This is a genomic window from Psychrobacter sp. AOP3-A1-26 (assembly GCF_052378235.1).
Lineage (GTDB): Bacteria > Pseudomonadota > Gammaproteobacteria > Pseudomonadales > Moraxellaceae > Psychrobacter.
This window is the reverse complement of sequence record NZ_JBQSXN010000009.1, coordinates 1-23096: the sequence shown is the minus strand read 5'-3', so window position 1 is coordinate 23096 and position 23096 is coordinate 1. Positions and strand designations below refer to the sequence as shown.

The following is a 23096-nucleotide window of genomic DNA, read 5'->3' as shown; positions in this document are numbered from 1 at the left end:
GATAGCTGTTTTAATAAATATCTAGCTGCTGGGTAGTCATTTATTAGATAGCAATAATACTAGCACAAAACTATTATCGATAAACCAACCAATAGAGCACTCATAAATTTATCTTTTACAATCTCAATCACTTATAACATTAATCACTTATGCCATTAATCAATACTACCATTGCGCTTGAAGCTCGGTAAATTAAGCCCTGGTGGCTTATGCATCCAGATATAAACCGCCTTACCCGCTAGGTTTTCATCAGGTACAAAACCCCAAAACCTGCCATCAGCACTACGATCACGGTTATCACCCATCACAAAATACTGACCTTCTGGCACATCGATACGCCATTCAGTACCTTCTGAGCTAACCACTTCTGGTGATTGCTGCTGCAAAAATGGCGCGTATTGCGAGCTGTTCATGCCATTTAAGTAGCGAACAAGGTGTTTATTCTCACCTTGAGTTTCTTGAAAATACTGCGCCTCACCTTCCTCTTGCTCACCCATCGCCGCGGCACTTTCTTCTGTTAATACTTGTCCTGGACCAACTTGCCCCGGTAGATACAGCTGCGAAGTCAACTCAGCATTTGCCGCAAAATCGATAGCTTTAGTGTCAACGGCAACATCATTGACTGCAAGTACCCCTTGGTCATAGCTAACAGTATCACCAGGCAAACCGATAACGCGCTTGATATAATAAATGCTAGGATTTTCAGGGTAACGGAACACGGCTACATCACCGTGGTCAGGCTCACCCGTATCCAACACTTTATTGTAAGTCAGCGGTAGTCGCACTCCGTAGGCGTATTTATTCACTGCGATAAAATCGCCTGTATATAAAGTCGGCACCATAGAGGATGAGGGAATATTAAAAGGCTCAATCAAAAACGAGCGCACTATCAATACCACTGCCAATACAGGAAAAAAATCGTAAGCCCAGCGTACCAACAAGCTTTCTTTACCGCGCCCACGGGTTTGACGCTGTTTGAGCGTTAACTTATCTAATAACCAAACAATACCCAAACCTATGGTCAACGGCACTAAAATTAAATTGAAATCAAAATCCATACCAAATTGCCTATTAACGAGCGGCTCATCTCATTACTTGAATGATAAGACCAACTACATTTGACGTATTATATGCAAAATCAAATAAGAGAGATTGTGCTATTAGCTATCAACTTGTAACACGGCTAAGAACGCCTCTTGAGGGATTTCTACGTTACCCACTTGCTTCATACGTTTCTTGCCCGCTTTTTGCTTAGACAATAGTTTTTTCTTACGTGAGACGTCACCACCATAACATTTGGCCAGTACATCTTTACGCATGGCTTTCACTGTGCTGCGGCCAATAATTTGACTGCCAATTGCCGCCTGAATCGCCACGTCAAACATCTGACGCGGAATCAATTCTTTCATCTTGATCACTAGCTGATTACCACGATAACGCGCTTGGTCTTGGTGCACGATCATCGCTAACGCATCAACTTTGTCACCATTAATCAGCACGTCTACCTTGACCAATTTATCAGCTTGATAACGCTCAAAGTTATAATCCAGTGAGGCAAATCCGCGAGACACCGACTTTAGACGGTCAAAGAAATCCATGACCACCTCACCCATCGGAATATCAAATATCAGCTGCACTTGCTTGCCCATAAAGCGCATATCAACCTGTACACCGCGACGCTCGATACATAGCGTCATCACGTTACCCAAGTAGTCTTGTGGCACCAAAATCTGGCAGCGAGCAATCGGCTCGCGGAATTCTTCGATATTGTTAGGCTCAGGCAATCTTGATGGGTTATCCACATAAATCACTTCGCCATCTTTCTTTTCAATCTCATAGATGACCGAGGGCGCCGTGGTGATTAAATCCAAATCATATTCGCGCTCTAAACGCTCTTGGATAATCTCCATGTGCAGCATTCCTAAGAACCCACAACGGAAACCAAATCCTAGCGCATCAGAGGTATCGGGCTCAAAGAATAACGAAGCATCGTTAATCTGTAACTTTTGCAGCGCTTCACGGAATTTTTCAAAATCATTGGCGTCAACGGGGAACATACCCGAATAAACCTGCGGGGTAATTTGCTTAAAACCAGGAATACGATCAACATCAGGTGTTTTGGCAAGCGTAATCGTATCACCAACTGGCGCGCCAGCAATATCTTTAATACCGGCAATAATAAAGCCAACCTCACCCGCCTCTAGAATACCTGTATCTAACGGCTTAGGTGTGAACACGCCAATAGAAGTGACTGGATGAGACTCTTTGGTCGATTTGATATAAATCTTATCGCCTTTTTTGACCGTCCCTTCACGGACGCGCACTAAGGAAACCACCCCTAAATAACTGTCAAACCACGAGTCAATGATGAGCGCTTGGAGCGGCGCATCACGATCACCTGTTGGCGCTGGGATAACTTCAACCAAGGCCTCTAACAGCTTATCGACGCCCAGCCCTGATTTTGCTGAGACACGCGGCGCGTCAATCGCTTCAATACCGATAATGTCTTCAATCTCTTGAATCACACGCTCAGGCTCAACTTGCGGCAAATCAATCTTATTCAGTACCGCCATCACTTCTAAGCCTAGGTCAACGGCGGTATAGCAGTTGGCCACTGACTGCGCCTCAACCCCTTGTGCTGCATCAACGACCAAAAGCGCACCTTCGCAAGCAGCGAGCGAACGTGAAACTTCATAAGAGAAATCGACGTGACCAGGCGTATCAATAAAGTTAAGCTGATAACGCTCACCATTTGGATGGTCATAAAACAAGGTGACCGATTGTGCTTTAATCGTGATACCGCGCTCACGCTCGATATCCATGGAGTCGAGTACTTGCGCCTGCATCTCGCGATCTTGCAAGGCACCGCACATCTGAATAAAACGATCCGCAAGCGTCGACTTGCCATGATCAATGTGGGCAATGATTGAAAAGTTACGAATATTGGCTAATGCAGTCACAAAGCGCCTACTAAATTAAAGGTGATAGAATAATAATAAAAAGAATACTGTCAGGCACACGCAATAAAATCAGTGACCAGCGTTGAAAAGAAGACGGTTAAAATCAGATTATTGATTAACAGTATCGTCTCGAGTCAATCGCTTAGGATACAAACTCTTGCGCGCAGGCATGAAGGAGTATTCTAGCAGTTTTCCACTATAAAGTAAGGCGATTTTAGTAATAGAGAAATGATTTATAGGCGAAATTACCAGCGGATAAACCGTATAGATAAAAAAACGAGCCCATTATGAAAGTTCTAGGGCTCGTCCTCATTTTAAAAATACCGATAGTAACACTCTAGTCATACTCAAAACTAATGACAGATATATTACTGAGGTGTATTGGTTTCAGAAAGCTCAACCTCTATACGCTGGTCTTCTACTTGATTCAGATATTTATATATCCACGGCGACCGACCATAAAAAGAACCATTTAACTGGGTTTGTTCTATCAAATACTCACGAAAGCGCAGATAAAATTCATTGTCTGGGGCTTTAGGCTGTTGCCAAAAATCGTTGAGCGACTTTTGATCGGTCAGCTTCGGCGTATCGTAAATCGCGCGACCCATGACCTTGGTTGGTTTTTTATGATAGACCGACTGCAGCCCTGTCGTGCTATTTATCGTTACCATCCCAATACTATGCTTCATTAGGGTTGGCAGGTGCATGTCACAACCATAAAAAACACGCTCCGACACTTGATAGCGCGCCGCCAAACTAGATACCAGCTCACGATAGTCTCGATGACCACGATCTAGCGGATGATGCTTAAATACTAGCAACTGCTTTTGCTCGGCATAACTGGCAAAGCTGGCGATAGACTCATCAATAAACTGCACCACGTCACGGTAATCACTATGATGCGTAATCTGTGAGTCATTGTGCACTTGTAGGCTAATCAAAAAGTAATTGTCGCTCTCTTGTTTGGTCAGCCGGTGTTGCAACCGCATATCGGGTAAATAACCACGCAGCTTGCGCCATGGCGCTTTTAGCCAAGCGATTGCCTCTTGCCACGCGGTCATACCTCGGTAATGAGAATAGTGTGGATAGCGACTTTTATAAAGCCAAGCGATAATATAATAAACAATAGCAGCGATACTCAAACGATAGAATCTATTGTGTGTATATAAGGGTTTATCGTTGGCTTTTTTAAGTGCTTTGATATCCGCTGTATTTAAGCGTGAATAACCATTAATGCCATATTGCTGTAAGGTAATATAGTCAGGGCGTAAGTAGCCTTCTTCAAAGACAAAGAAAGACGTCTCTAACGCCTCGCTGACACACGCAGCTTGGGTGTGGTGCGGACGACAATCACCGAAGCAAACAATAGCATCGATACCTTGTTCTTTGATAAAAACCTGCAACCAAGCAGTGAACTGTGCCAACGTGCCCGTATAGGCATAGGTATTATCTTGGTGATAAAAAAACGCATCGCCCGCATTAAAGTTAATCTTACTAACTTTAATATCCTGAGTTTGTAAAAATGTCGAAAAACGGTTAAAGAATCCGCCCATCTTTCCTTGTAATAGCAAGACGTGTCGATGAGTGAGCAGGTGAGACATCGAAGCTGCCATAGTATTAAATTACCATTAATTGAAAGATATGAGCTAGAGATACGCGAGGTTATTAAACCGCGTGAATATACGGATATTACCAGTAATTATACCGAAAAACCCCCTGCTTGTCGCAATGGATTTTCGCTATGGCTCTAGAATAAGTTACGGGGAAATTTAGGTAAAATCAACGAGATCGTTTGCGTAGACGCTGCTGCCACCGATGACGCTGTTGCATAAAACGAGTAGTCACTTGGCGTTTAAACTGCGTGGGTAAATTTGATAAGGCTGATACTGAAGGCTTAATTAAGTTATTGGTATTGCTAGATATTTCAGATGAAGCCTCGCCATTTTTAGTATTTCTGAGAGAGAATGAGTTTTCAGGCGGATATAAATAATCAATGACTTGCTCTACTTGTGCCAGTCCATAACCAGTAGGCAAACGATATAACGGATAGCGGATAAGCGCGCAATGCAGTAATTGCTCAAGCGTCAATGTTGTTTCTCGCTTACGTCTCTTTAGATAATCAGATTTTGGTGATAACTGCTTATCAATATCCGTTGTTAAGCCCCAACCTGCATAAAACGGCAAACCATAACACGTCACTTTTAGACCACGGAGCAATGCTTCAAAGCCTGTCAATGAACTGATCGTATGTACTGCATCGACGCATTCTAAACAATCAGGCATCGCGGTATCATAAGCGACCGCTTGTACCTGACGTAATCCTGCGGCTGCGACTTTACCCGCCCTTAATCCTGCTTCAACATCAGGGTGCGGTTTATAAATTAGATAAGCATCAGGATTATCTTGGCATACACGCTCAATCAAGCCACTATTGGTCTTAATCGTCGAACCACAGTACTGCACCGATAAATCATCTTCTACTTGACCAATAATTAGAATACGGTGTTTGCCAGATGCCTTTGCTTCTTGCATCCAAGAGGTATGTTTGCTGTCGACATTGGCCCCGACATTGTATTTACTGACCCGCTGAGTAAGCAGTTTATCTTGCAGTATCTGCACTCGTGCGCTTTGAGATGGCGTCAATGACTCACACTGACGCAGTAGCGTTTCTAAACCTGAGGGCTGGGTGGCATCATAATAAATACCTTGCTTGTCGATCACCACCGACAATGGCGCTAATAACGTCGCACCCAAACCATTTGAGCGAATAAAGCCGTCTTCCATACAGTAGATAGCTGGGATATCTGAGCGTTGCTCACCACGTTTATTCTGTAATTTCTGTTGTACTTGCTGACGCTTGGTCAAACCCCAGACTAATAAGGGCTGCTGATAATTGGCCCGAAAATGATCGGGGTGTAGCAAGTTTTTTAGCCGTGGCTTAGGTTTGATAAATAATGTCGTACGTGGAAAGTCTACAAAGGCTTTAACGAATGGCAGTTTCCAGCGGCTAAACTCGTATACCGTTAAATGATGCTCAAGGCGCGCTTGCCAGTATCGATTAGTAACCAACCACTCAATCGCCGTGTCAATATCACAAGCCTGCTTGGTGGCTGGATCCACATAGCAGCTATAATCCAGATAAGCACTATAAAACAACGCCTCTAACGTAGTCTTAACCTTACTATCCAAAACGCTAGGAAATAACGCTTGGTTTGTTGTTTCTCTGGCCTGTAAAAATGTATTAGCAGATGCTTGACGGCGTTTCTCAACCGTTTTTAGTAAGCGTTGTGGCGCCCCGCTGTCGTCAGTAAGCCCCCAGCCACTATACCAATTGACCCCGAAACAATGTACTTTTTTACCGAGCATCAAGGCTTCAAAGCCCATATGCGAGCTAACCGTATAAACATGCTCGACTTGCGCTAGCAACACGATGGGGTTGAGTGCTTGGGTTAAGAGACGGACGTTCTTGGGTAGTTTTAGACTGGTCAGATATCCTGATTTTGATGCAGGATGTGCTTTTATCCAAATATGAGCATTAGGATGATTGCGGCAAGCGGCTTTTAACATCCGCTTAAACTGACGTTTTTCAGCACCAGCGCCTGTAATAGAGGCATCACCTGCGACCTGATCAATCAATAAAATGTGTGATTTTAGCGGTTTTTTTTCGGTATTAACATTGCCCTGATTAACCAATTTATCTAACGACGGGCAATCCATTACTGCGTTATATTTACTAAGCTTTTCATCACAAATACGCGCCATCAGTCGTTGAGCATGTTTTTTGTTTAGAGAACGCTCTTCAGGTTTGGCGATGCTTTTAGTGCGCTCAATAATCAGTTGCTCAAGGCGTGAGCTTTGTGCCAAATCAAAGTAGATGCCGATATCATCGACGACGACGCTTACACCATGACGGCTACCAATACCTGAATCTAATGAACGTAGAAAACCATCTTCAACACTCAATGTGGCCAGATTTTGCCGCGTAGCAAACTTACTGGCTCTTTGATAACTTTTTTTATGCCCCCAACCGATAAAAGCATCGGGTTGCTGTTTTGATAAACAAGAAAATTGCTGTTGAACAAAGTCAGATAGCGGTAATTTAGATAATGGTAACAACAGGTTTTTATGATTAATGAGACGACGTTGTAATCCTGACCAGGGATACCAGCGCTGAATATCTGCTTGCAAAACCTGAGATAGCAGCACATTGTTACGACGCATCCCTTTACCAATGACCGCCAGTTGTTTTGGTGAGGTACGCGGGACTGATGGCAAAAATAGTGCATTATCATAGGGCGATACTACTGGTATTTTACCGTCACCTTGAACACTTTTTGCCATCTTTGCCCCCTTTATCCATTACTTTTGCATCAATCTATACAGATGATGTTTTATGTCGCTATTAAATAACAGTTATAAATCGAGGACAACTTTAGCTGCGATTGCCAATTGATAGACAATCTGCGACAAGCCACGGGTGATTTCTACGCGCTTGGTTTTGACTTTTGGTAATACCATAATCTCATCACCTTGCTGGATACGGTAGGCGGTATTGACCACTTCACTGGCTCCATTTTGATGAATGACTAAGATTTCTTTAACGTCAGCATTATCAGAGAAACCGCCTGAATTGGCAACATAATCACCAACGGTATAGTCTGGGTTAAAGGTAAGTGCACCTTGTGCTCGTACTTGACCATTCACCGTAATGACTGAGGTTTGCGCAGGTATCTCAATGATATCGCCTTGCTGCAAAATAATATCCTGCCACGAATTCGGCACGACGACGATTTGACCCGTTGTCTTCACGTTACGTGCTTTGGCGACAAATTGCTTAACCAAAGTGGCATCATCTTGACGTAGTGCCGCCTCTTCACGAGTGGTCGATTGCGTGGCAAGCGTCAACTCTTCTAAACGATCAAGTGACTCATTAATCATGCGTTTTTGTTGCTCAGCAACGGACTCACGATAAATGGTCAGATGCGAGAGCTTCGCTAATGGACTCGGCTGCAACTGTGGAACGATGTCTTTGAGACGCGCACCGTCCTTCACTATCATCGCGCCATTACCGGTATGCGCGCCTTTAACTTGCACCGCGATTGTACCAGCATAGCGATCGGAGGTGACTACCATCTCATCACCATTATAAACAGGAACGCTTTGCGCTTCCGCCAGTGAATAGTACTCGGCGGTTTGCGCACGTCCTGCACTGCGGGTAATGCTAACGTTGGTAGCGTTCGCCTCTGGGCTGGCCACTTGTAAAACATCACCGATAGTTAAGTCATTAACATCAAATTCAAAGGTATATTCGTTCTGGACCTCACCACCAACGACAAACGTCTTTTTCTGCGGAGCAACGGTGATGACATCGCCATCACGGAAGGCGAAAGACTGCAGTTTACCCGCTAATAAAAAATCATATAGATTGACCTGCTGTAACATCTGACCATTGCGTTTTATCTGAATATCAATGTAGCTACCGCGTGTTGGATCAACACCGCCCGCTCTATCCAAATAAGACAATACGGAGTCTGCTGCCAGTCCACCATAATAACCAGGCTGCTTGACAAATCCAGTGACGAATACTTTAACCGGTTGCGCTTGCTCTAAGGATGCATAGACGCCAACGTTCGAGCGATAAATACGATTGACCGCGCTCTTGACTACATTCTGCAGATTGCCATTTTGGACGCCAGAAACGCGAACCGGACCGATATTAGGCAAAAAGATATTGCCTTGTGGATCAACCGTCATAGTGGCGGCATATTGATAAGCTCCCCACATCCGTACTTGTACATTATCACCAGGGTTAATCGAATAGCTGTCGTTAAAAGTGGAGCCAGAAGTCGTGGAAAATGCGCCGCGAAATAGCTGCTCACCGAACATCAAGTCTTGAGTATCGATGTCTTGATAAGGTCGTGTGGTGTTAATAACAGACTGGCTAGGTAAGCTTGCCGCATCTACCGCTTCTTGAGTAGTGCCCTGCCCTTGTACACCACCAGCAAAGGCTTGCGTTGAGACATTAATATTGTTGCGATTTTGATCTTGACCCCTGCTGTTGGCAGACGTACCAAAGCTCGAACCTGCCATTTGATCGGCATAACTGCCTGCTGCTAGCGCTGGAACACTGGTTGCTGCCATTGCCAAACTTATCGCTTGTATCACTGTCACGATAGGACGTGGTTTCATATTCATGAGTGGTATTCCTTTGCTGATCTATCGATCATTACTAATATCTGGTTTGTGACAAATGGCTGCGATGATCACGGACAACGACTAGCTACGATGATCACGGACAACCGCCATCACTAGGCGCACAAATCCATAAAGCATCAAAAGCAAAGCCAACGATGTCCAAATAATATAAGCTCGGCGCGGATATAATGCTTCTTCAGCTTCATAAGGGGTTGAGATCACAATCAAATTCTTCATCTTTTTAAAAGCTTCTAGACGCGCCTTTTCAAGCGAAGATAACGACAATTTATACAGCTCAGTCGCGAAGTCAACATCGGCTTTAATGGTCTCAAACTGTACCGCTTGACGGTTCAACTTGGTGGTACTTGGTGACGTCAGCTTGGTTTGCTCTTGAGTGATTTGCTCCTCGATCGCTTTAATCTGACTTCTTACGGAAACCACTTGCGGCGCATCGGGATTCAGATAGCTAAGCAGTTGCCGTTCTTCAGTACGTAGTGAGCTTAACTGCCCTTGCAAGCTGCCAATCAGCTGATTAACAATTTGGGCATTGGCTTGTGGATCGTAAATCTCGTTTGTATTCTGATACGTTAATAACTTCTCTTTAGCATCATTTAAACGATCTTGTGATTCATCTAATTGAGTCTCTGCAAACACCAACTGATCGCGGGCCACTTCTTGTGAAATACGGTTTACGAATTGCTCAGACTCACTCAAGATAGTTTTATTAAGCTCAAAAGCATACTTTGAATCAAAAGCTTCCGTCGATACTGAGAGTACATAACTTTGTTCATCTAGATTGATATGAACACGCTTTTTGAAGTACTCAAGTAACTCCTCTTGCGTGGCATCGGGATCAATCTCATTGAGCGGATCTGAGCCATCGACATGGTAAGCTTCGCGGAACTTGAATTTATTATCAAGACGCTTCACCATATCATTAGATAAAATATACTCGGTTAGATAAGTCGCATCTTCCTTACTGGTACTGTTCACTCCCAATAGGGCCGATAAACCACCACCAGCTGGTACGCTTGACTCGCTTACTTGCTTGACCACCACATTAGCAGTTGAGATAAAGCGCGGGTGAGCAAAGGTCATGACGTAGAAAATCACCAGCACCCAAGGAAGGACTACTAAGCCGATAAATAGCGAGAAGCTGACTACTTTACTTTTTTGCTTTGTGGATATGCTTTTCATAAACCTCAATCGCTTCTGTTGTATCGTCAAACACATGTGCTGTTTGATCCATTAATACAATACCAATATCGCAGTTACGTTTGATATCACCAATGTTATGCGACACTATTAAAAACCCCGCTTGTGCACGGCGGGCGGCTAAAATCTCTTCACTACGTTTACGAAACGCGGCATCACCAACGGCGCCGGCTTCATCAAGCATATAATAATCAAAATCAAAAGCTAAGCTCAGGCCAAAGGTTAAGCGCGCTTTCATACCTGATGAGTAGCTTTTCACCGGCATGTCAAAATAATTGCCAATATCAGCGAATTCTTCTACAAAACGGATTTTTTCCTCAATGTAAGGGCCGCTTGAATATAGACGACACACAAAACGCACGTTTTGACGGCCTGTTAAACTGCCCTGAAAACCACCGGCCACACCGACTGGCCAAGAGATCGTAGAATCAGTAATAATCTCACCATGGTCTGGCTCATCCAGTCCACAGATAATACGTAGCAAGGTCGACTTACCAGCGCCATTACGACCAAGTAAGCCGACACTTTGTTTATCACCAATGGTCAGATTTAAATCTTTAAATAGATAATGCCGACCTTGCTTGGTCATAAATGATTTAGAGACGTTTCTAATTTCAATCATCATTTTACCTATTGCTACTCGCATTTCTTACATGATAACTATCTATATAATTATCTATTTATTTCGAACGGAGCATATCTCGCTCAGCATATTTATAAAGCAATAATCCTAAAAAATTCACCGCAAACATCCATTTTAAAAAGTATCCTATATCAATATGATAGGCTGGATAATTAGGCGCAAATGCATGCCGCATCAACTCGATGTTATGAATAAGTGGATTATATAGTAAATAGCTAAAATAAGGCTCTGGTACTATATGTATCGGAAAAATTATCCCAGAAGCAAAATATAATATCGTAAAGAATATAGTGATCACTTTACTAATCTCACCGCCATAATGACCAACTACCATCATAATTAGAGCAACACCAAAGCTAAATATAAAAAGCGTTATCCAGCAAAACAACACAATATGCAAATTTTCTAAACTGGCATAAATATTGAAAAAGGCCAAGCCAAGCAGCAACAGTATCGACGTAAAGAAATAAATGACCAGCTCTAAAAATGAACGCGCAATAATCACATCGATGTGCTTGATTGAACGATACATCAACAAGCCTTTATTAGCCTCAACAGCCCCTAATGCTCTCGTCGCTATCTTCTGAAACATGCGAAATGGAACCATCCCAGCTACTAAAAATAAGGAATAATCCATTCCTGGAACCAAACGCTCCCGAATAGTACCAAATATTACTAAGAAAATAAGTACTTGAAAAAGAACTTCTAATGGCGCCCATAGATAACCTAATCGATAACCACCGAAGCGCGTTTGCAGCTCACGCATCAGTAGCGCATGAAATGCTGCACCCATGACTTTCAGGCCACTACGATGCTTAATAGGACGATAAGGAGGTAATTGTACAGACATGGCGTTACAGGACTTTACCGAAAACAGCCCCTATGATAAGTAACAGGGACATAAGTTACAAGAATTAATCTGTGTCTAAACAGATAAGCCTATGATTTAGTAAGAAATCGGTAAGTAATTAAGGCGCGCTATGATTAAACACTCTACTCAACCGACTATCAGACGGGCATTACATCCATTTATTTTAAGCAAAAAAAAACCAATCACAGAATGATTGGCCTTTTTAAATTTGAGCAACTGCATATAAATGGTGGCGATGAAGAGACTTGAACTCTTGACCTCACGATTATGAGTCATGCGCTCTAACCAGCTGAGCTACATCGCCATTTAAGGCTCGGTATAATACCGATAGAGGCGGTTGTCGTCAACCCCTAATTAGCAATTTTTGCAAAAAAACTGAATTTTATTCAAATTAATGGCAATTATTACTATTACTATTACTATTACTACTGATAAAAATGAACAATAAAAAAAGTTGGTAAACCGATAAGCCGGGTTCTGTCGTGGACAATCATTCCTCTAGGCGTACAATCGCTCGTACGCTCAAGCAACCTACCCGCATCGAACGCGGGCCGCGCCATGCCGATGCCTATTTGGTCTTGCTACGCGTGGAGTTTACCATGCCGTGAACTGTTGCCAGCCACGCGGTGCGCTCTTACCGCACCCTTTCACCCTTACCTCGCAGAACGAGGCGGTCTACTCTCTGCTGCACTGGTCGTCAAGTTACCCTGCCCAGCCGTTAGCTGGCACGCTGCCCTATGTAGCCCGGACTTTCCTCCCCTGCGCCATCTGTTGCCAGTGTGCAGCGGCGATTGCCTAGTCTACCAAGCGCGCTAGTATAGCAAAATTAATCCTGATGTCGGAGATTTTTTTAGATTATTTAGCTCTTTAGATAAAAACGTTCAAATAAAACTTATCGGCAGCGTCAGCTCATTATTATTAGGCTCGTTTTTATCTCGCTGTGGTAGCTGTAACCAATGGGTATTTGGATAGTTCTGAGCCAGATAATTTTGCAAAAAATCAATCGTGCTATTCGCAATTTCAGCATCAGTATTCACACTAGCATGCACAGTGTCATCGTGAATATGATTATAAACGACGCTATGTACCATTAAACCACGCGCTGTTATCGCCTCCAAACTGAGCAAGGTATGGTTGATACTGCCCAAGCGACCAGAAGTAACCAAAATAATCGGATAGCCGACTTCAGCAATATAATCTAAGGTTAATAACGGCTCTGTGATCGGCACTAACAATCCGCCTGCGCCTTCCAATAATACCACGTCATAATCTGACTGTAGTCGCTGCGTAGCTTTAGTAATCAAACTAGGGTTAAGAGTATCATTAGCAAGTTTTACTGCCAAATGCGGCGATGCTGGCTTTTCATAACGATAAGGACAAGTTGTGCCGTCGATATCGCAGGGCTGTAGCGGAATATTCATTAATTGACGATGGGTAACAATATCGTCGGCAATATTCATGTCACCATTATCTGCATTGATACTGACGCCTGTCTGTACCAACTTTTGGCTAATAACGTTAACACCTTGCTGCATAAGTGCTTTGGCAATCATGCCAGTGGCATAGGTTTTGCCAATATCGGTATCGATACCGGAGATAAATAGTACACTCATGACTTAACTTGACCTTACGCTTGGACTTGCATGGATAAATAAGCGCGCACCACTTTTAACAACGCTTGGCATAACGTCACTAGCTCCTCATCCATAATAATATAAGGCGGCATGATATAGACCAACTTACCAAACGGTCGCACCCAAATGCCATTATTAATCAACAAGGTTTGAAAAGTCGGCATATCAACGGCATCGTCTAGCTCAATCACGGCGACCGCGCCCAAACAACGTACCTCGGCAACACCCTTCAAGAGCGCAGCGGGTGCGAACTGCTGCTCCATCACCGCTTGCATATTTGCCGTACGCGCTTCGATATCGTAAGACAGTATCAAATCAATCGAGGCACAGGCGACCGCACAAGCCAGTGGATTACCCATAAAAGTTGGCCCATGCATCAATGCTGGATAGTCGCTTTGGCTAATGGTATCGGCTATGGTGCGCGTACAAAGGGTGGCAGCAAAAGTCATATAGCCGCCAGTCAATGCCTTTCCAACAGTCATAATATCAGGGCTGATATCAGCATGCTCACACGCAAATAGTTTGCCACTACGCCCAAAGCCAGTGGCGATTTCATCAGCAATCAGCACTACGTCATGCTCGTCACACAATTGGCGTAATAGTTGCAGATACTCAGGACTATAAAAGCGCATACCACCTGCGCCTTGGATAATCGGCTCGATAATAAAGCCAGCAAGCTTGTCGCTGTTTTTAGCGAAAAATACGCTTAACTCATCACGCTCGCTTTGGCTTAGCTCACGCTCAAATCCTAACGGCGGTGCAGGAACGAAGTGCTGCATAGGTAATTGCTTACCATACAGACTGTGCATGCCTGCAACGGGATCGCAGATACTCATCGCATGCCAGGTATCGCCATAGTAGCCAGAATGAGTCGAGGCAAATTGCTGCTTATTTGGCTGCTTGGCAGCAATCTGATATTGCAATGCCATCTTTAGCGCCACTTCTACGGCAATGCTACCGCTATCGGCATAAAATATCGCATCGAGTCCGGTGGGGACGATAGATAGCAGCTTTTTGCCCAAGTCAATCGCGGGCTGATGGGTTAAGCCACCAAACATGACGTGTGCCATTTTGCCCAACTGTTCAATCATCGCCGCATTCAATTGCGGATGATTATAACCGTGCACGCTTGCCCACCAAGACGACATCCCATCAATCAGACGTGTGCCGTCTTCAGTGACAATATAAACGCCATCCGCGTGGTCAATAACGATACTTGGATAACTGGGCGGCAAGCTGGTATAAGGATGCCAAAGATGCTGATTATCAAAAGAGGAATGAATATCTGGATCGAGATTGCTGGTTGCTGCTGACAGATTTGTCATGAATTAACCTACTATTTACCGGTGATGCGTTTGTATTTTGCCAATAAATCACCTTCAGACTCTACGTGGTTAGGGTCTTTTGGGATACAGTCGATGGGACAAATCTCCACGCACTGCGGCTCGTCAAAATGCCCCACACATTCGGTACATAAATCAGGGTTAATCTCGTAAATATCCTCGCCCTCATAAATCGCATCGTTGGGGCAAGCAGGTTCGCACACATCACAATTGATGCATTCATCGGTAATTAATAACGCCATAAACTGCTCCTTATTTGCTAGCAGTTGATCATTAGTGGGTAGATAAACTATGTAACAATGAACTTATACCATTCACAAAAATTAGAGTAGCAAGGAAAACGAGTGCAAGTGCGACGCATCGTAGGCTAAACGAATTTGACACGGCTAATCGTACTTTTGGGTTTGGTATTATTATTTAATACTGAGTTTTTGGATAAAAGCTTCAGACACACAAGGTGGCACAAATTTAGTCACATCACCGCCAAGTTTGGCGATTTCTCGAATCATCGTTGATGAGATAAATGAGTAATTCTGCGAAGGCGTCAAAAACACCGCTTCAAAATTTTCATCAAGCTCGCGATTCATATTGGCCAGCTGAAACTCATATTCAAAATCGGACATAGCTCGTAAACCACGCAAAACTGCCGTGGCATTTTTTTCACGCATAAAATCAACGAGCAAACCTTCGAACCCTACCACTGAGACTTGGGGTAAGTCAGCAAATACGGTTTCGACCAAAGCCACACGCTCTTCAAAGTCGAATAATGGCTTTTTATGGTGTCCTGAGGCAACCGCAATCACTACCTCATCAAACAATTTGGTCGCACGCGTGACTAAGTCCACATGACCGTTGGTAATCGGGTCAAAGGTGCCAGGGTATAAAATCTTGGTATGCAATTTTGAAGAAGTAGCAGAAAGGCTCATAACAGGGCTAATATGGTTGATTATAATGCGGTATATGCTAGCAAATTTTACCCAAACTTAATACTTATCTGCTACATTTGTCCTAACAGCCGACTTACCTTTACCCACGTTGCTTTGCTACAATAGCCGGTTCGACTCATCCATCTTAGCACTGAAAAGATACAACCCCTATTAAAAGATTGCGATGAGGACTGTTAGACAAGGACAATATATTTTAAAGTCCTTTTGGAGAAATTATGTCAAAAAAATCAAAAAAACCTGACAATCAAATCTGTGCCAATAAAAAAGCTCGTCACGAGTACTTTATTGAAGAGACGTTTGAAGCAGGATTGTCATTACAAGGCTGGGAAGTCAAAGCGATTCGCGCGGGTAAAATGACCATCACCGAAGCGTATATCATCTTCCGTAACAATGAAGCATTCCTATTTGGCGCGCACATTCAGCCGCTACTATCGAGCTCAACACACGTCAGCCCTGATAGTATCCGTACGCGTAAGCTACTGCTCAATCGCCGCGAAATTGAAAAGTTAATGGGCGCGGTCAATCAAAAAGGCTATGCTTGCGTGCCATTATCTTGCTATTGGAAACACTCGCTAGTGAAATGCCAAATCGCTTTAGCAGTGGGCAAAAAACAGCACGATAAACGTAAAACCCTTAAAGACCGTGACTGGGAGCGTGATAAGCAGCGCGGCTTTAAGCAGCATTTAGATTAAAGGTATTTATAGCAAACCTAAAAAGGACGATTCAGCTTCTATGTTGAATCGTCCTTTTTTATGAGGCAGATAAATTTGAGTAAAGCAGTTTTATGAACTCTATAGTTAAAATACTTTAAAAACGCTACGATACTGCGGGTATAGTTTTTTTTGCAGCCTCTGTCTGCGTAGGCACAGCAAGCAAGAAAAAACGGTACCTGCAGTAAGTGATGTAGCGATATTACTTCTCACTGACTATATCTTAAACCGCTTGCACTGTTTTAGTGGTTTGCGTATTTTTATGAGCGCGGCGCAATTGACGCACACCATGCACAATCAAACAAACAATACCGAGCCAAATCAAGCCATAACTATAAATCATCGCTGATTCAAACGGGTTACCCAGTACAGTCACTGCTAAAATAAATAACAATGCGGGTTCTAAATAGCTCATCATGCCATAGACGTTGACTGGCAGCATTTGGCTGGCATCGACGTTGGTTTTCATCGCTAGCACACTCAGTATACCGAGTCCCGTCAGCATCATAATAAAGAAACCAGAACCACTCACTAAGCTTAAGCTATTGGGCGCGACAAAGACTAAATACGCCAAAGCAAACGGTGCAAAAATGGTTAAATCAACTAACAAGCCAGTCACCGCACCGATACCTTGTAGACGACGCAAAATATAATAAATAGGATAAGTACCGCAGACCCATAACGTTGCCCATGAGACGCTTTGCGTACGCACAATCTCACTGCCAACGCCCAATGCCGCAAAGCCAACGGCCAACCATTGCAAACGGCTTAACTTTTCACCGAATAGTATACAACCAAAGACCACCATCATCAGTGGGAATAAAAAATAACCCATCGCCGTTTGGACGCCTTGTCCATTGACCGGTGCCCACATAAACAGCCAAAACTGACTTAAGAATATCGGAGTCGGCAATAGTAACCATGCCCACTGCTTAACCGTGCCGAGCGCTTTTAGCTTACCAATATGTAAACCCAGACGGCCACTAATTAGCAAATACCCTACCAATGCTGCCCACATCGCCAGCATGCGCCAAATAAATACTTGAGTGCCCGATAGCGGCGCTAAAAAGCTACTATAAGCATAAAGCACACCAAACAAGACATTTGAGAGTATTGCTAACGCTACGCCCATTATCAATGTGCGTTGCTGCGCGCTACCTGCTGTCCAAACTGCCGGCAACGGTAAGCGCGACACCGTGGTTGCGAGCGTATTGGTAAATACATTGGAAAGCATTGAGATAGACATGAATAGCACCGTAAAATAATAGCGTTTAAAACAATCAGTGATGAGTTTTAATTCTCACCGATGGGGTTGACTGAGACAGCCTATTCTACTAACCCTTAATGATATAAAATATCTATATAAAGTCAATTTTGATTATTTTTATCATTTATAAGACCTAAATATCAATATTTTATTATTATTTAATAAATACCGATAATAATTATAATAGACTTTAGATTTAATAATATTTTTTGGAGAATCAATACATGAGTCAGACGTTAGATGCTATCGATAAATCCATTTTAAACTTGCTCCAAGAAGATGCGACGTTGCCCCTAAAAGCTGTGGCAGAGCAAGTCCACGTTTCTATCGCTACCGCTCAGCGCCGCATCCAAGCATTAACGGATAACGGTGTGATAACCAAGCAAGTCGCTATTGTCGATCCTAATAAGGTTGGCTACGGTCTAACAGCGGTAGTGATGATAGAGATGTCGCGTTCTAACACCTCGATGCAGCATCGCTTTGAGCGCTTAATGCACGATCAACCGCGAGTGATGAGCTGCTATGAAGTATCCGGAGATGCGGACTTTATGTTGATGGTCAACGCCAAAAATATGAAAGATTACCATGAATTCACGCGTAACTTGCTGACCTACGAGAATAATGTGCGTAGCTTTAAAAGCCAGTTTGTGATGAATTTTACCAAGAGTGGGACGAAGATTTTACTGGATTAACTGCGCTTAATTAAATATAGCTATAAACTCTAAATAACCGCTAATATAAATTATTAGTAGAGTTATCCAAAGCAACTGAGTAAGATGTCAAAATAGGATATAAAGGGACGTTCGATAAATTTATAAGCTTATGAATAGTTAATAAAACCAAGCTTAATCATAGCCAATGTAGACAAGGAAGCCTTACCATGACTCAACACTCAAATAGTACTTATCGAAAAAACAGTACTAAAACAGTACCACAACTCCTCAGCCTAAAAATACTATTAACAGGCGCATCGCTGGTGGCATTACTCGCCAGCTCAGGCTGTGCTACCAGCTCGTTATTAGACAGTAGCAGTCATGCCAGCACAAAAACCACTAAAAACAGCTTGTCAGAAGATCAGATTATCGCCTTTGGTCGTCCAGCACAGGCGTTACCGAAAACGCCCAACGCCTCGATGGTTATCGTCGGTGAAAAGAACAGCTATGTACTCACCCAAGGCGGCACAGAAATGGTCAGCTTATTGACCAACTTAACGCCAAAAAATATTCAAGTCGATAATGACATGAGTTTTTACGTACCCAATAACGATGGCTATTTTCAGGGCGAAATGAAGCTTTCTTATGCTAAGTTAAAGGATGAGTTTAAGCGCTCCGATTATCAGTTCTTTTTACAAAATAAAGGCAAAGAATGTACCTCGGCCAGTGACCAGCGTATCAATGCCCAGCGCTTTTGCTTTAGCGTTCCTGTGAAAGGGGCTATCTATCCACAAGTCAGTAACTTAAGCTTAATCCAATCCAATTATCGCGCCTTAAGCAAGCCTTATATGGTCAATTTTTATACGCAGTCGCAGCAAAACCAAGTATCTCGTAGCGGTGCAAATACCGCTCAAAAGCTAGTATTACTACCTTTTGCCCTAGCCTTTGATGTCGTCACTTTCCCATTTCAACTATTAGAACAGTAAATCCTTGCTAAAAACGAGGACTTAAAATAAAAGGGCTGCTAATTTTTAGCAGCCCTTTTCTGTATAGATTACTCACGCTATCAATCACTTATCGCCAATCGTTTATGACATCATGAGTTAAATTCATGTTAAAATGAGCGCCTTTAAATTAGCCGTTGTTCTTATTGATGAATAACGGCTAACTTTTAGTGCCCTTTTTCTAATTAACAGGTCCGCTCATGTCTGCCGATACCATCGCCCGTACCGCCTTTAAACAAGGCACCAAACCGCTTTACGACTACGACAAACATTGGGCGAGCTGCTACGAGCCTGCGCCTTATTTACCGATGAATCGTGCTGAAATGGACGCTCTCGGTTGGGACGCCTGTGACGTCATCATCATCTCAGGTGATGCCTATGTCGATCATCCAAGCTTTGGTATGGCGATTATCGGACGCTTGCTAGAGTCACAAGGTTTTCGCGTTGGCATCATTGCGCAGCCAGACTGGAAGAGTAAAGACGCTTTTATGGAGCTTGGTAAACCCGTTTATGCCTATGGCGTAACCGCAGGCAATATGGACAGCATGATTAATCGCTATACTGCTGACCGTAAAATTCGTAGCGATGACGCTTACTCGCCAGGCAACGTGGCGGACAAACGCCCTGACCGCGCCGCTATCGTTTATAGTCAACGCTGCCGCGAAGCGTATCCCGATGTGCCGATTATCTTGGGCGGCATCGAAGGCAGCTTGCGCCGTATCGCCCATTATGATTATTGGTCGGATAAAGTCCGTCGCAGTATTTTGATCGATGCCCGTGCCGATGTTTTATTGTATGGTAATGCCGAGCGTGCCATCGTCGACGTGGTCCATGGTTTGTCAAAAGGCTATAGCTTTGAGCAAATGAGTAGCTTACGCGGTACAGCGTATTTATTGACCCCGACCCGTCGTCACTGGCAAGCGGGCATGACCGAAGTCGCCAGCAATGATGTCGATACCGTCGGTCGTGTTGACCCGATTATCAACCCGTATGTCATGACCGAAGACGTCGACCAATGCTCAATCGAGCAAAACAAACCTAGCGATTCTCCCGTTGGGCAAGCCATGTCGGGAATGACAGGAATGGCAGGCATGGCTTCACAGTATCCGGGCTTCGTCTCTGAACCAGTAACCAATAAAATTATCAATGCCGACCAAGTCGATGAAGACACGCAAGTAGTGCAAATGCGCGGTTTTGACAAACCTATGACTGCGCGTAAGCACAAGCTCAAAATGCCACCGCGTGAGAAAACCGTCATTCGTCTGCCTGATTATGAGCATGTCAAATCCGACCCAGTATTATATGCGCATGCCAGCCGTATCTTGCATCTCGAGACCAATCCGGGAAACGCCCGTGCGCTGGTGCAGCGTCATAGTAGTGGTGCAGGTAATTCGCATACCTCAATCGATGTCTGGCTCAACCCGCCACCGATTCCACTCTCGACCGAAGAGATGGACTACGTGTTTGACTTACCTTATGCACGCCTGCCGCATCCAAGCTATGGCGATGCGCACATTCCTGCTTATGACATGATTAAATTCTCCGTCAATATCATGCGCGGCTGTTTTGGCGGCTGTACTTTTTGCTCGATTACCGAGCACGAAGGACGCATTATCCAAAACCGCTCAGAAGACTCCATCCTACGTGAAGTCGAAGCGATTCGTGATGTCGCGCCCAACTTCACTGGCGTCATCTCTGACCTTGGTGGGCCAACTGCCAATATGTATCGTCTCAGCTGTAAAGACGAGACCATTGAAAAAAACTGCCGCAAGCCCTCGTGCGTCTATCCTGACGTCTGTGAAAACTTGATTACCGACCACAGTAATTTGACCAAGCTATACCGTAAAGCGCGTGATATCAAAGGCGTAAAAAAGATTCTTATCGCCTCAGGACTGCGTTATGACTTGGCAATTAAAGACCCTGAATATGTCAAAGAGTTGGTCAGTCATCACGTCGGTGGCTATCTAAAAATTGCTCCTGAGCATTCAGAAGAAAACGTCTTATCAAAAATGATGAAGCCTGGCATGGGCAATTACGATAAGTTCAAAGCCATGTTTGAGCAGTACAGCCAAGAAGCGGGCAAAGAGCAGTATCTGATTCCTTACTTTATCGCCGCCCATCCGGGCACCAAAGATGAAGACATGATGAACTTAGCACTTTGGCTTAAAAACTATGGCTATCGCGCCGACCAAGTGCAGGCGTTCTATCCAAGCCCAATGGCGACCGCGACCACCATGTATCACACCCACAAAGACCCGCTACACAAGGTGAGCCGTAGCGAAGGTGATATGGATATCGTCAAGTCTGGTAAGCAGCGTAAATTACACAAAGCTTTCTTGCGCTACCACGATCCAAAAAACTGGGTATTATTGCGTAAAGCGCTACAAGAAATGGGACGCAGTGATTTAATTGGTAAAAATCGTGGCTGCTTAATCCCGCCATTTAACGCCAGCTTAGAAGGGCGCGACGCGGCACAAGACAGCTATCAATCAGCACGTAAAAAGAACAGTCGTTTGGGCAATGACTCAGTGAAGCGCAGCAATAATAGCCCGAGCGCTGCAAAAAACACCTCGAGCAGAAACAATAAAAAAGTCAGCAAAGGTAACTTCCAAACTCAGCATACGGGTTTGCCACCACGTAAAACTAAGTAGTTAACCAATCATTAAATTGCTGTTAAGCAGGCTCAAACGTCTTTATTAATATCAACAAAAAGCGCCTATCGGCTAAGCAGTCGATAGGCGCTTTTTGTTTGACATAGGCTTATTTTTAATGCACTTATAGTTAAAATATTCTAAAAACGCTATAGTGCTGCTGGTATGAAATTTTTGCAGCCTTTGTCTGCGTAGGCATAGTAAGCAAGAAAAATTAATATCAGCAGTACCTGATGTATCAATATTGCTTCTCCCTAACTATCCTTCCCTATTTTAAAACCTGATCATTCGAGCGTTACATTAGTCAGCGTTTAAGTAACTAAGCAAACACGTGACAAACAATTTCTAACATTCTCCAGTAATAGTTTTCGTTACCATATGCGCTATATGCTTAACGCATAGTTAAAAACAAATACATGATAATTTTTATACCTTTGGAGAAAACCATGAATACGCTAACTAAAATTGCAACGGCCCTACCTGCTCTTGCCCTATTAAGCGCTTGTGCGACTACTGCTCCCACTACTACGCCAAATGCATCAGAAACGCCTGCATCAGAAAGCGTAACCGATGCCGCTTACGATCGCATGGCACCAGCACCTTATACTTGTACTGACGACAGCAAAATCATGGCAAAACAGTCAATCAATAAAAAACAAGTCATGCTAAATGCAACCATGCCTAAAGTACAATGGAATGAGCAACCAATCATCTTAAATGGTGAAGTGCAAGGCGATACAGCAAGCTATATCAACGAGTCAAACCCTGAAGCTGTCTATGCATGGCACATGAAAGACGACAAAGGTATCTTTGCTATCAAATGGGCAGACGGTAAAGAATACCAAGTAAATTGCCAAGTGGGTAGATAATGATTTCGGTTTAATCGTTCCTTGATAACGATAAACCTATAATTATTAAGCTTAGCATTACTATAAACAGTCATCATTTGGTGGCTGTTTTTTTATACCTGCCATTTTGTATCAAACTATATAGTTAAAATACT

The 23096-nt window shown here is 43.6% G+C and carries 18 protein-coding genes, 1 tRNA gene and 1 other RNA gene; 5 read left to right on the top strand and 15 right to left on the bottom strand.

The features are described from left to right. Positions 1-155 precede the first annotated feature (155 nt). From lepB to coaD, 14 genes are all read right to left on the bottom strand, one after another. A complete protein-coding gene (gene lepB, locus ACT3TU_RS03090) occupies positions 156-1058 on the bottom strand; it encodes a signal peptidase I (protein WP_192522562.1) in 903 nt (300 codons plus the stop codon). Positions 1059-1160: 102 nt separating this feature from the next. Further along, on the bottom strand, positions 1161-2960 hold the full coding sequence (lepA, locus tag ACT3TU_RS03085; RefSeq protein ID WP_192522563.1) for a translation elongation factor 4: 1800 nt from the start codon (positions 2958-2960) through the stop codon (positions 1161-1163). Between the two features lie 368 nt (positions 2961-3328). Beyond that, the gene (locus tag ACT3TU_RS03080; protein ID WP_192522564.1) at positions 3329-4573 is read right to left on the bottom strand and encodes a capsular biosynthesis protein; all 1245 of its coding nucleotides are present in this window, start codon (positions 4571-4573) and stop codon (positions 3329-3331) included. Between the two features lie 166 nt (positions 4574-4739). After that, entirely contained in the window at positions 4740-7301 is a 2562-nt protein-coding gene (locus tag ACT3TU_RS03075; protein WP_192522565.1) for a capsular polysaccharide biosynthesis protein, read from the bottom strand. A 72-nt stretch (positions 7302-7373) separates the two neighbouring features. Next, complete coding sequence (locus ACT3TU_RS03070; protein ID WP_192522566.1) at positions 7374-9155, bottom strand: polysaccharide biosynthesis/export family protein; 1782 nt, start codon at positions 9153-9155, stop codon at positions 7374-7376. A gap of 81 nt (positions 9156-9236) precedes the next feature. Further along, positions 9237-10352, bottom strand: a complete 1116-nt coding sequence (locus ACT3TU_RS03065; RefSeq protein WP_192522567.1) for a capsule biosynthesis protein — start codon at positions 10350-10352, stop codon at positions 9237-9239. After that, the gene (locus ACT3TU_RS03060; protein ID WP_442059816.1) at positions 10321-10995 is read right to left on the bottom strand and encodes an ABC transporter ATP-binding protein; all 675 of its coding nucleotides are present in this window, start codon (positions 10993-10995) and stop codon (positions 10321-10323) included. Before ACT3TU_RS03060 ends, ACT3TU_RS03065 begins: the two co-directional genes overlap by 32 nt. Positions 10996-11050: 55 nt before the next feature. After that, a complete protein-coding gene (locus ACT3TU_RS03055) occupies positions 11051-11863 on the bottom strand; it encodes an ABC transporter permease (RefSeq protein WP_192522569.1) in 813 nt (270 codons plus the stop codon). Positions 11864-12111: 248 nt separating this feature from the next. Then, positions 12112-12188 (bottom strand) — tRNA-Met (locus ACT3TU_RS03050). Between the two features lie 146 nt (positions 12189-12334). Then, positions 12335-12691, bottom strand: an RNA gene (gene rnpB, locus ACT3TU_RS03045) — RNase P RNA component class A. A 74-nt stretch (positions 12692-12765) separates the two neighbouring features. Beyond that, positions 12766-13497 (bottom strand): dethiobiotin synthase, encoded by a 732-nt coding sequence (gene bioD, locus ACT3TU_RS03040; RefSeq protein ID WP_192522570.1) that lies wholly within the window; start codon positions 13495-13497, stop codon positions 12766-12768. A gap of 14 nt (positions 13498-13511) precedes the next feature. Beyond that, positions 13512-14843: an adenosylmethionine--8-amino-7-oxononanoate transaminase gene (gene bioA, locus ACT3TU_RS03035; protein WP_192522571.1), complete on the bottom strand. Its 1332-nt coding sequence runs from the start codon at positions 14841-14843 to the stop codon at positions 13512-13514. A gap of 11 nt (positions 14844-14854) precedes the next feature. Beyond that, on the bottom strand, positions 14855-15103 hold the full coding sequence (locus ACT3TU_RS03030) for a YfhL family 4Fe-4S dicluster ferredoxin (RefSeq protein ID WP_192522572.1): 249 nt from the start codon (positions 15101-15103) through the stop codon (positions 14855-14857). A 171-nt stretch (positions 15104-15274) separates the two neighbouring features. Next, a complete protein-coding gene (coaD, locus tag ACT3TU_RS03025) occupies positions 15275-15787 on the bottom strand; it encodes a pantetheine-phosphate adenylyltransferase (RefSeq protein WP_192522573.1) in 513 nt (170 codons plus the stop codon). Between the two features lie 236 nt (positions 15788-16023). Between coaD and smpB the strand changes: the two genes are divergently transcribed. Further along, positions 16024-16500 (top strand): SsrA-binding protein SmpB, encoded by a 477-nt coding sequence (gene smpB / locus ACT3TU_RS03020; RefSeq protein ID WP_192522574.1) that lies wholly within the window; start codon positions 16024-16026, stop codon positions 16498-16500. Positions 16501-16741: 241 nt separating this feature from the next. On the opposite strand, the gene ACT3TU_RS03015 is transcribed toward smpB, so the two are convergent. After that, entirely contained in the window at positions 16742-17764 is a 1023-nt protein-coding gene (locus ACT3TU_RS03015; protein ID WP_225736880.1) for an EamA family transporter, read from the bottom strand. A gap of 245 nt (positions 17765-18009) precedes the next feature. Here ACT3TU_RS03015 and ACT3TU_RS03010 point away from each other — a divergent pair, with 245 nt between their 5' ends. The 4 genes from ACT3TU_RS03010 to ACT3TU_RS02995 all read left to right on the top strand — a co-directional run bounded on the left by ACT3TU_RS03010 (position 18010) and on the right by ACT3TU_RS02995 (position 22962). Further along, the gene (locus tag ACT3TU_RS03010; protein WP_192522575.1) at positions 18010-18477 is read left to right on the top strand and encodes an Lrp/AsnC family transcriptional regulator; all 468 of its coding nucleotides are present in this window, start codon (positions 18010-18012) and stop codon (positions 18475-18477) included. Between the two features lie 188 nt (positions 18478-18665). Continuing rightward, positions 18666-19424: a hypothetical protein gene (locus ACT3TU_RS03005; protein WP_225736881.1), complete on the top strand. Its 759-nt coding sequence runs from the start codon at positions 18666-18668 to the stop codon at positions 19422-19424. A 218-nt stretch (positions 19425-19642) separates the two neighbouring features. After that, on the top strand, positions 19643-22093 hold the full coding sequence (locus ACT3TU_RS03000) for a YgiQ family radical SAM protein (protein WP_192522576.1): 2451 nt from the start codon (positions 19643-19645) through the stop codon (positions 22091-22093). A gap of 446 nt (positions 22094-22539) precedes the next feature. Next, the gene (locus ACT3TU_RS02995; RefSeq protein WP_192522577.1) at positions 22540-22962 is read left to right on the top strand and encodes a hypothetical protein; all 423 of its coding nucleotides are present in this window, start codon (positions 22540-22542) and stop codon (positions 22960-22962) included. Positions 22963-23096: the final 134 nt, after the last annotated feature.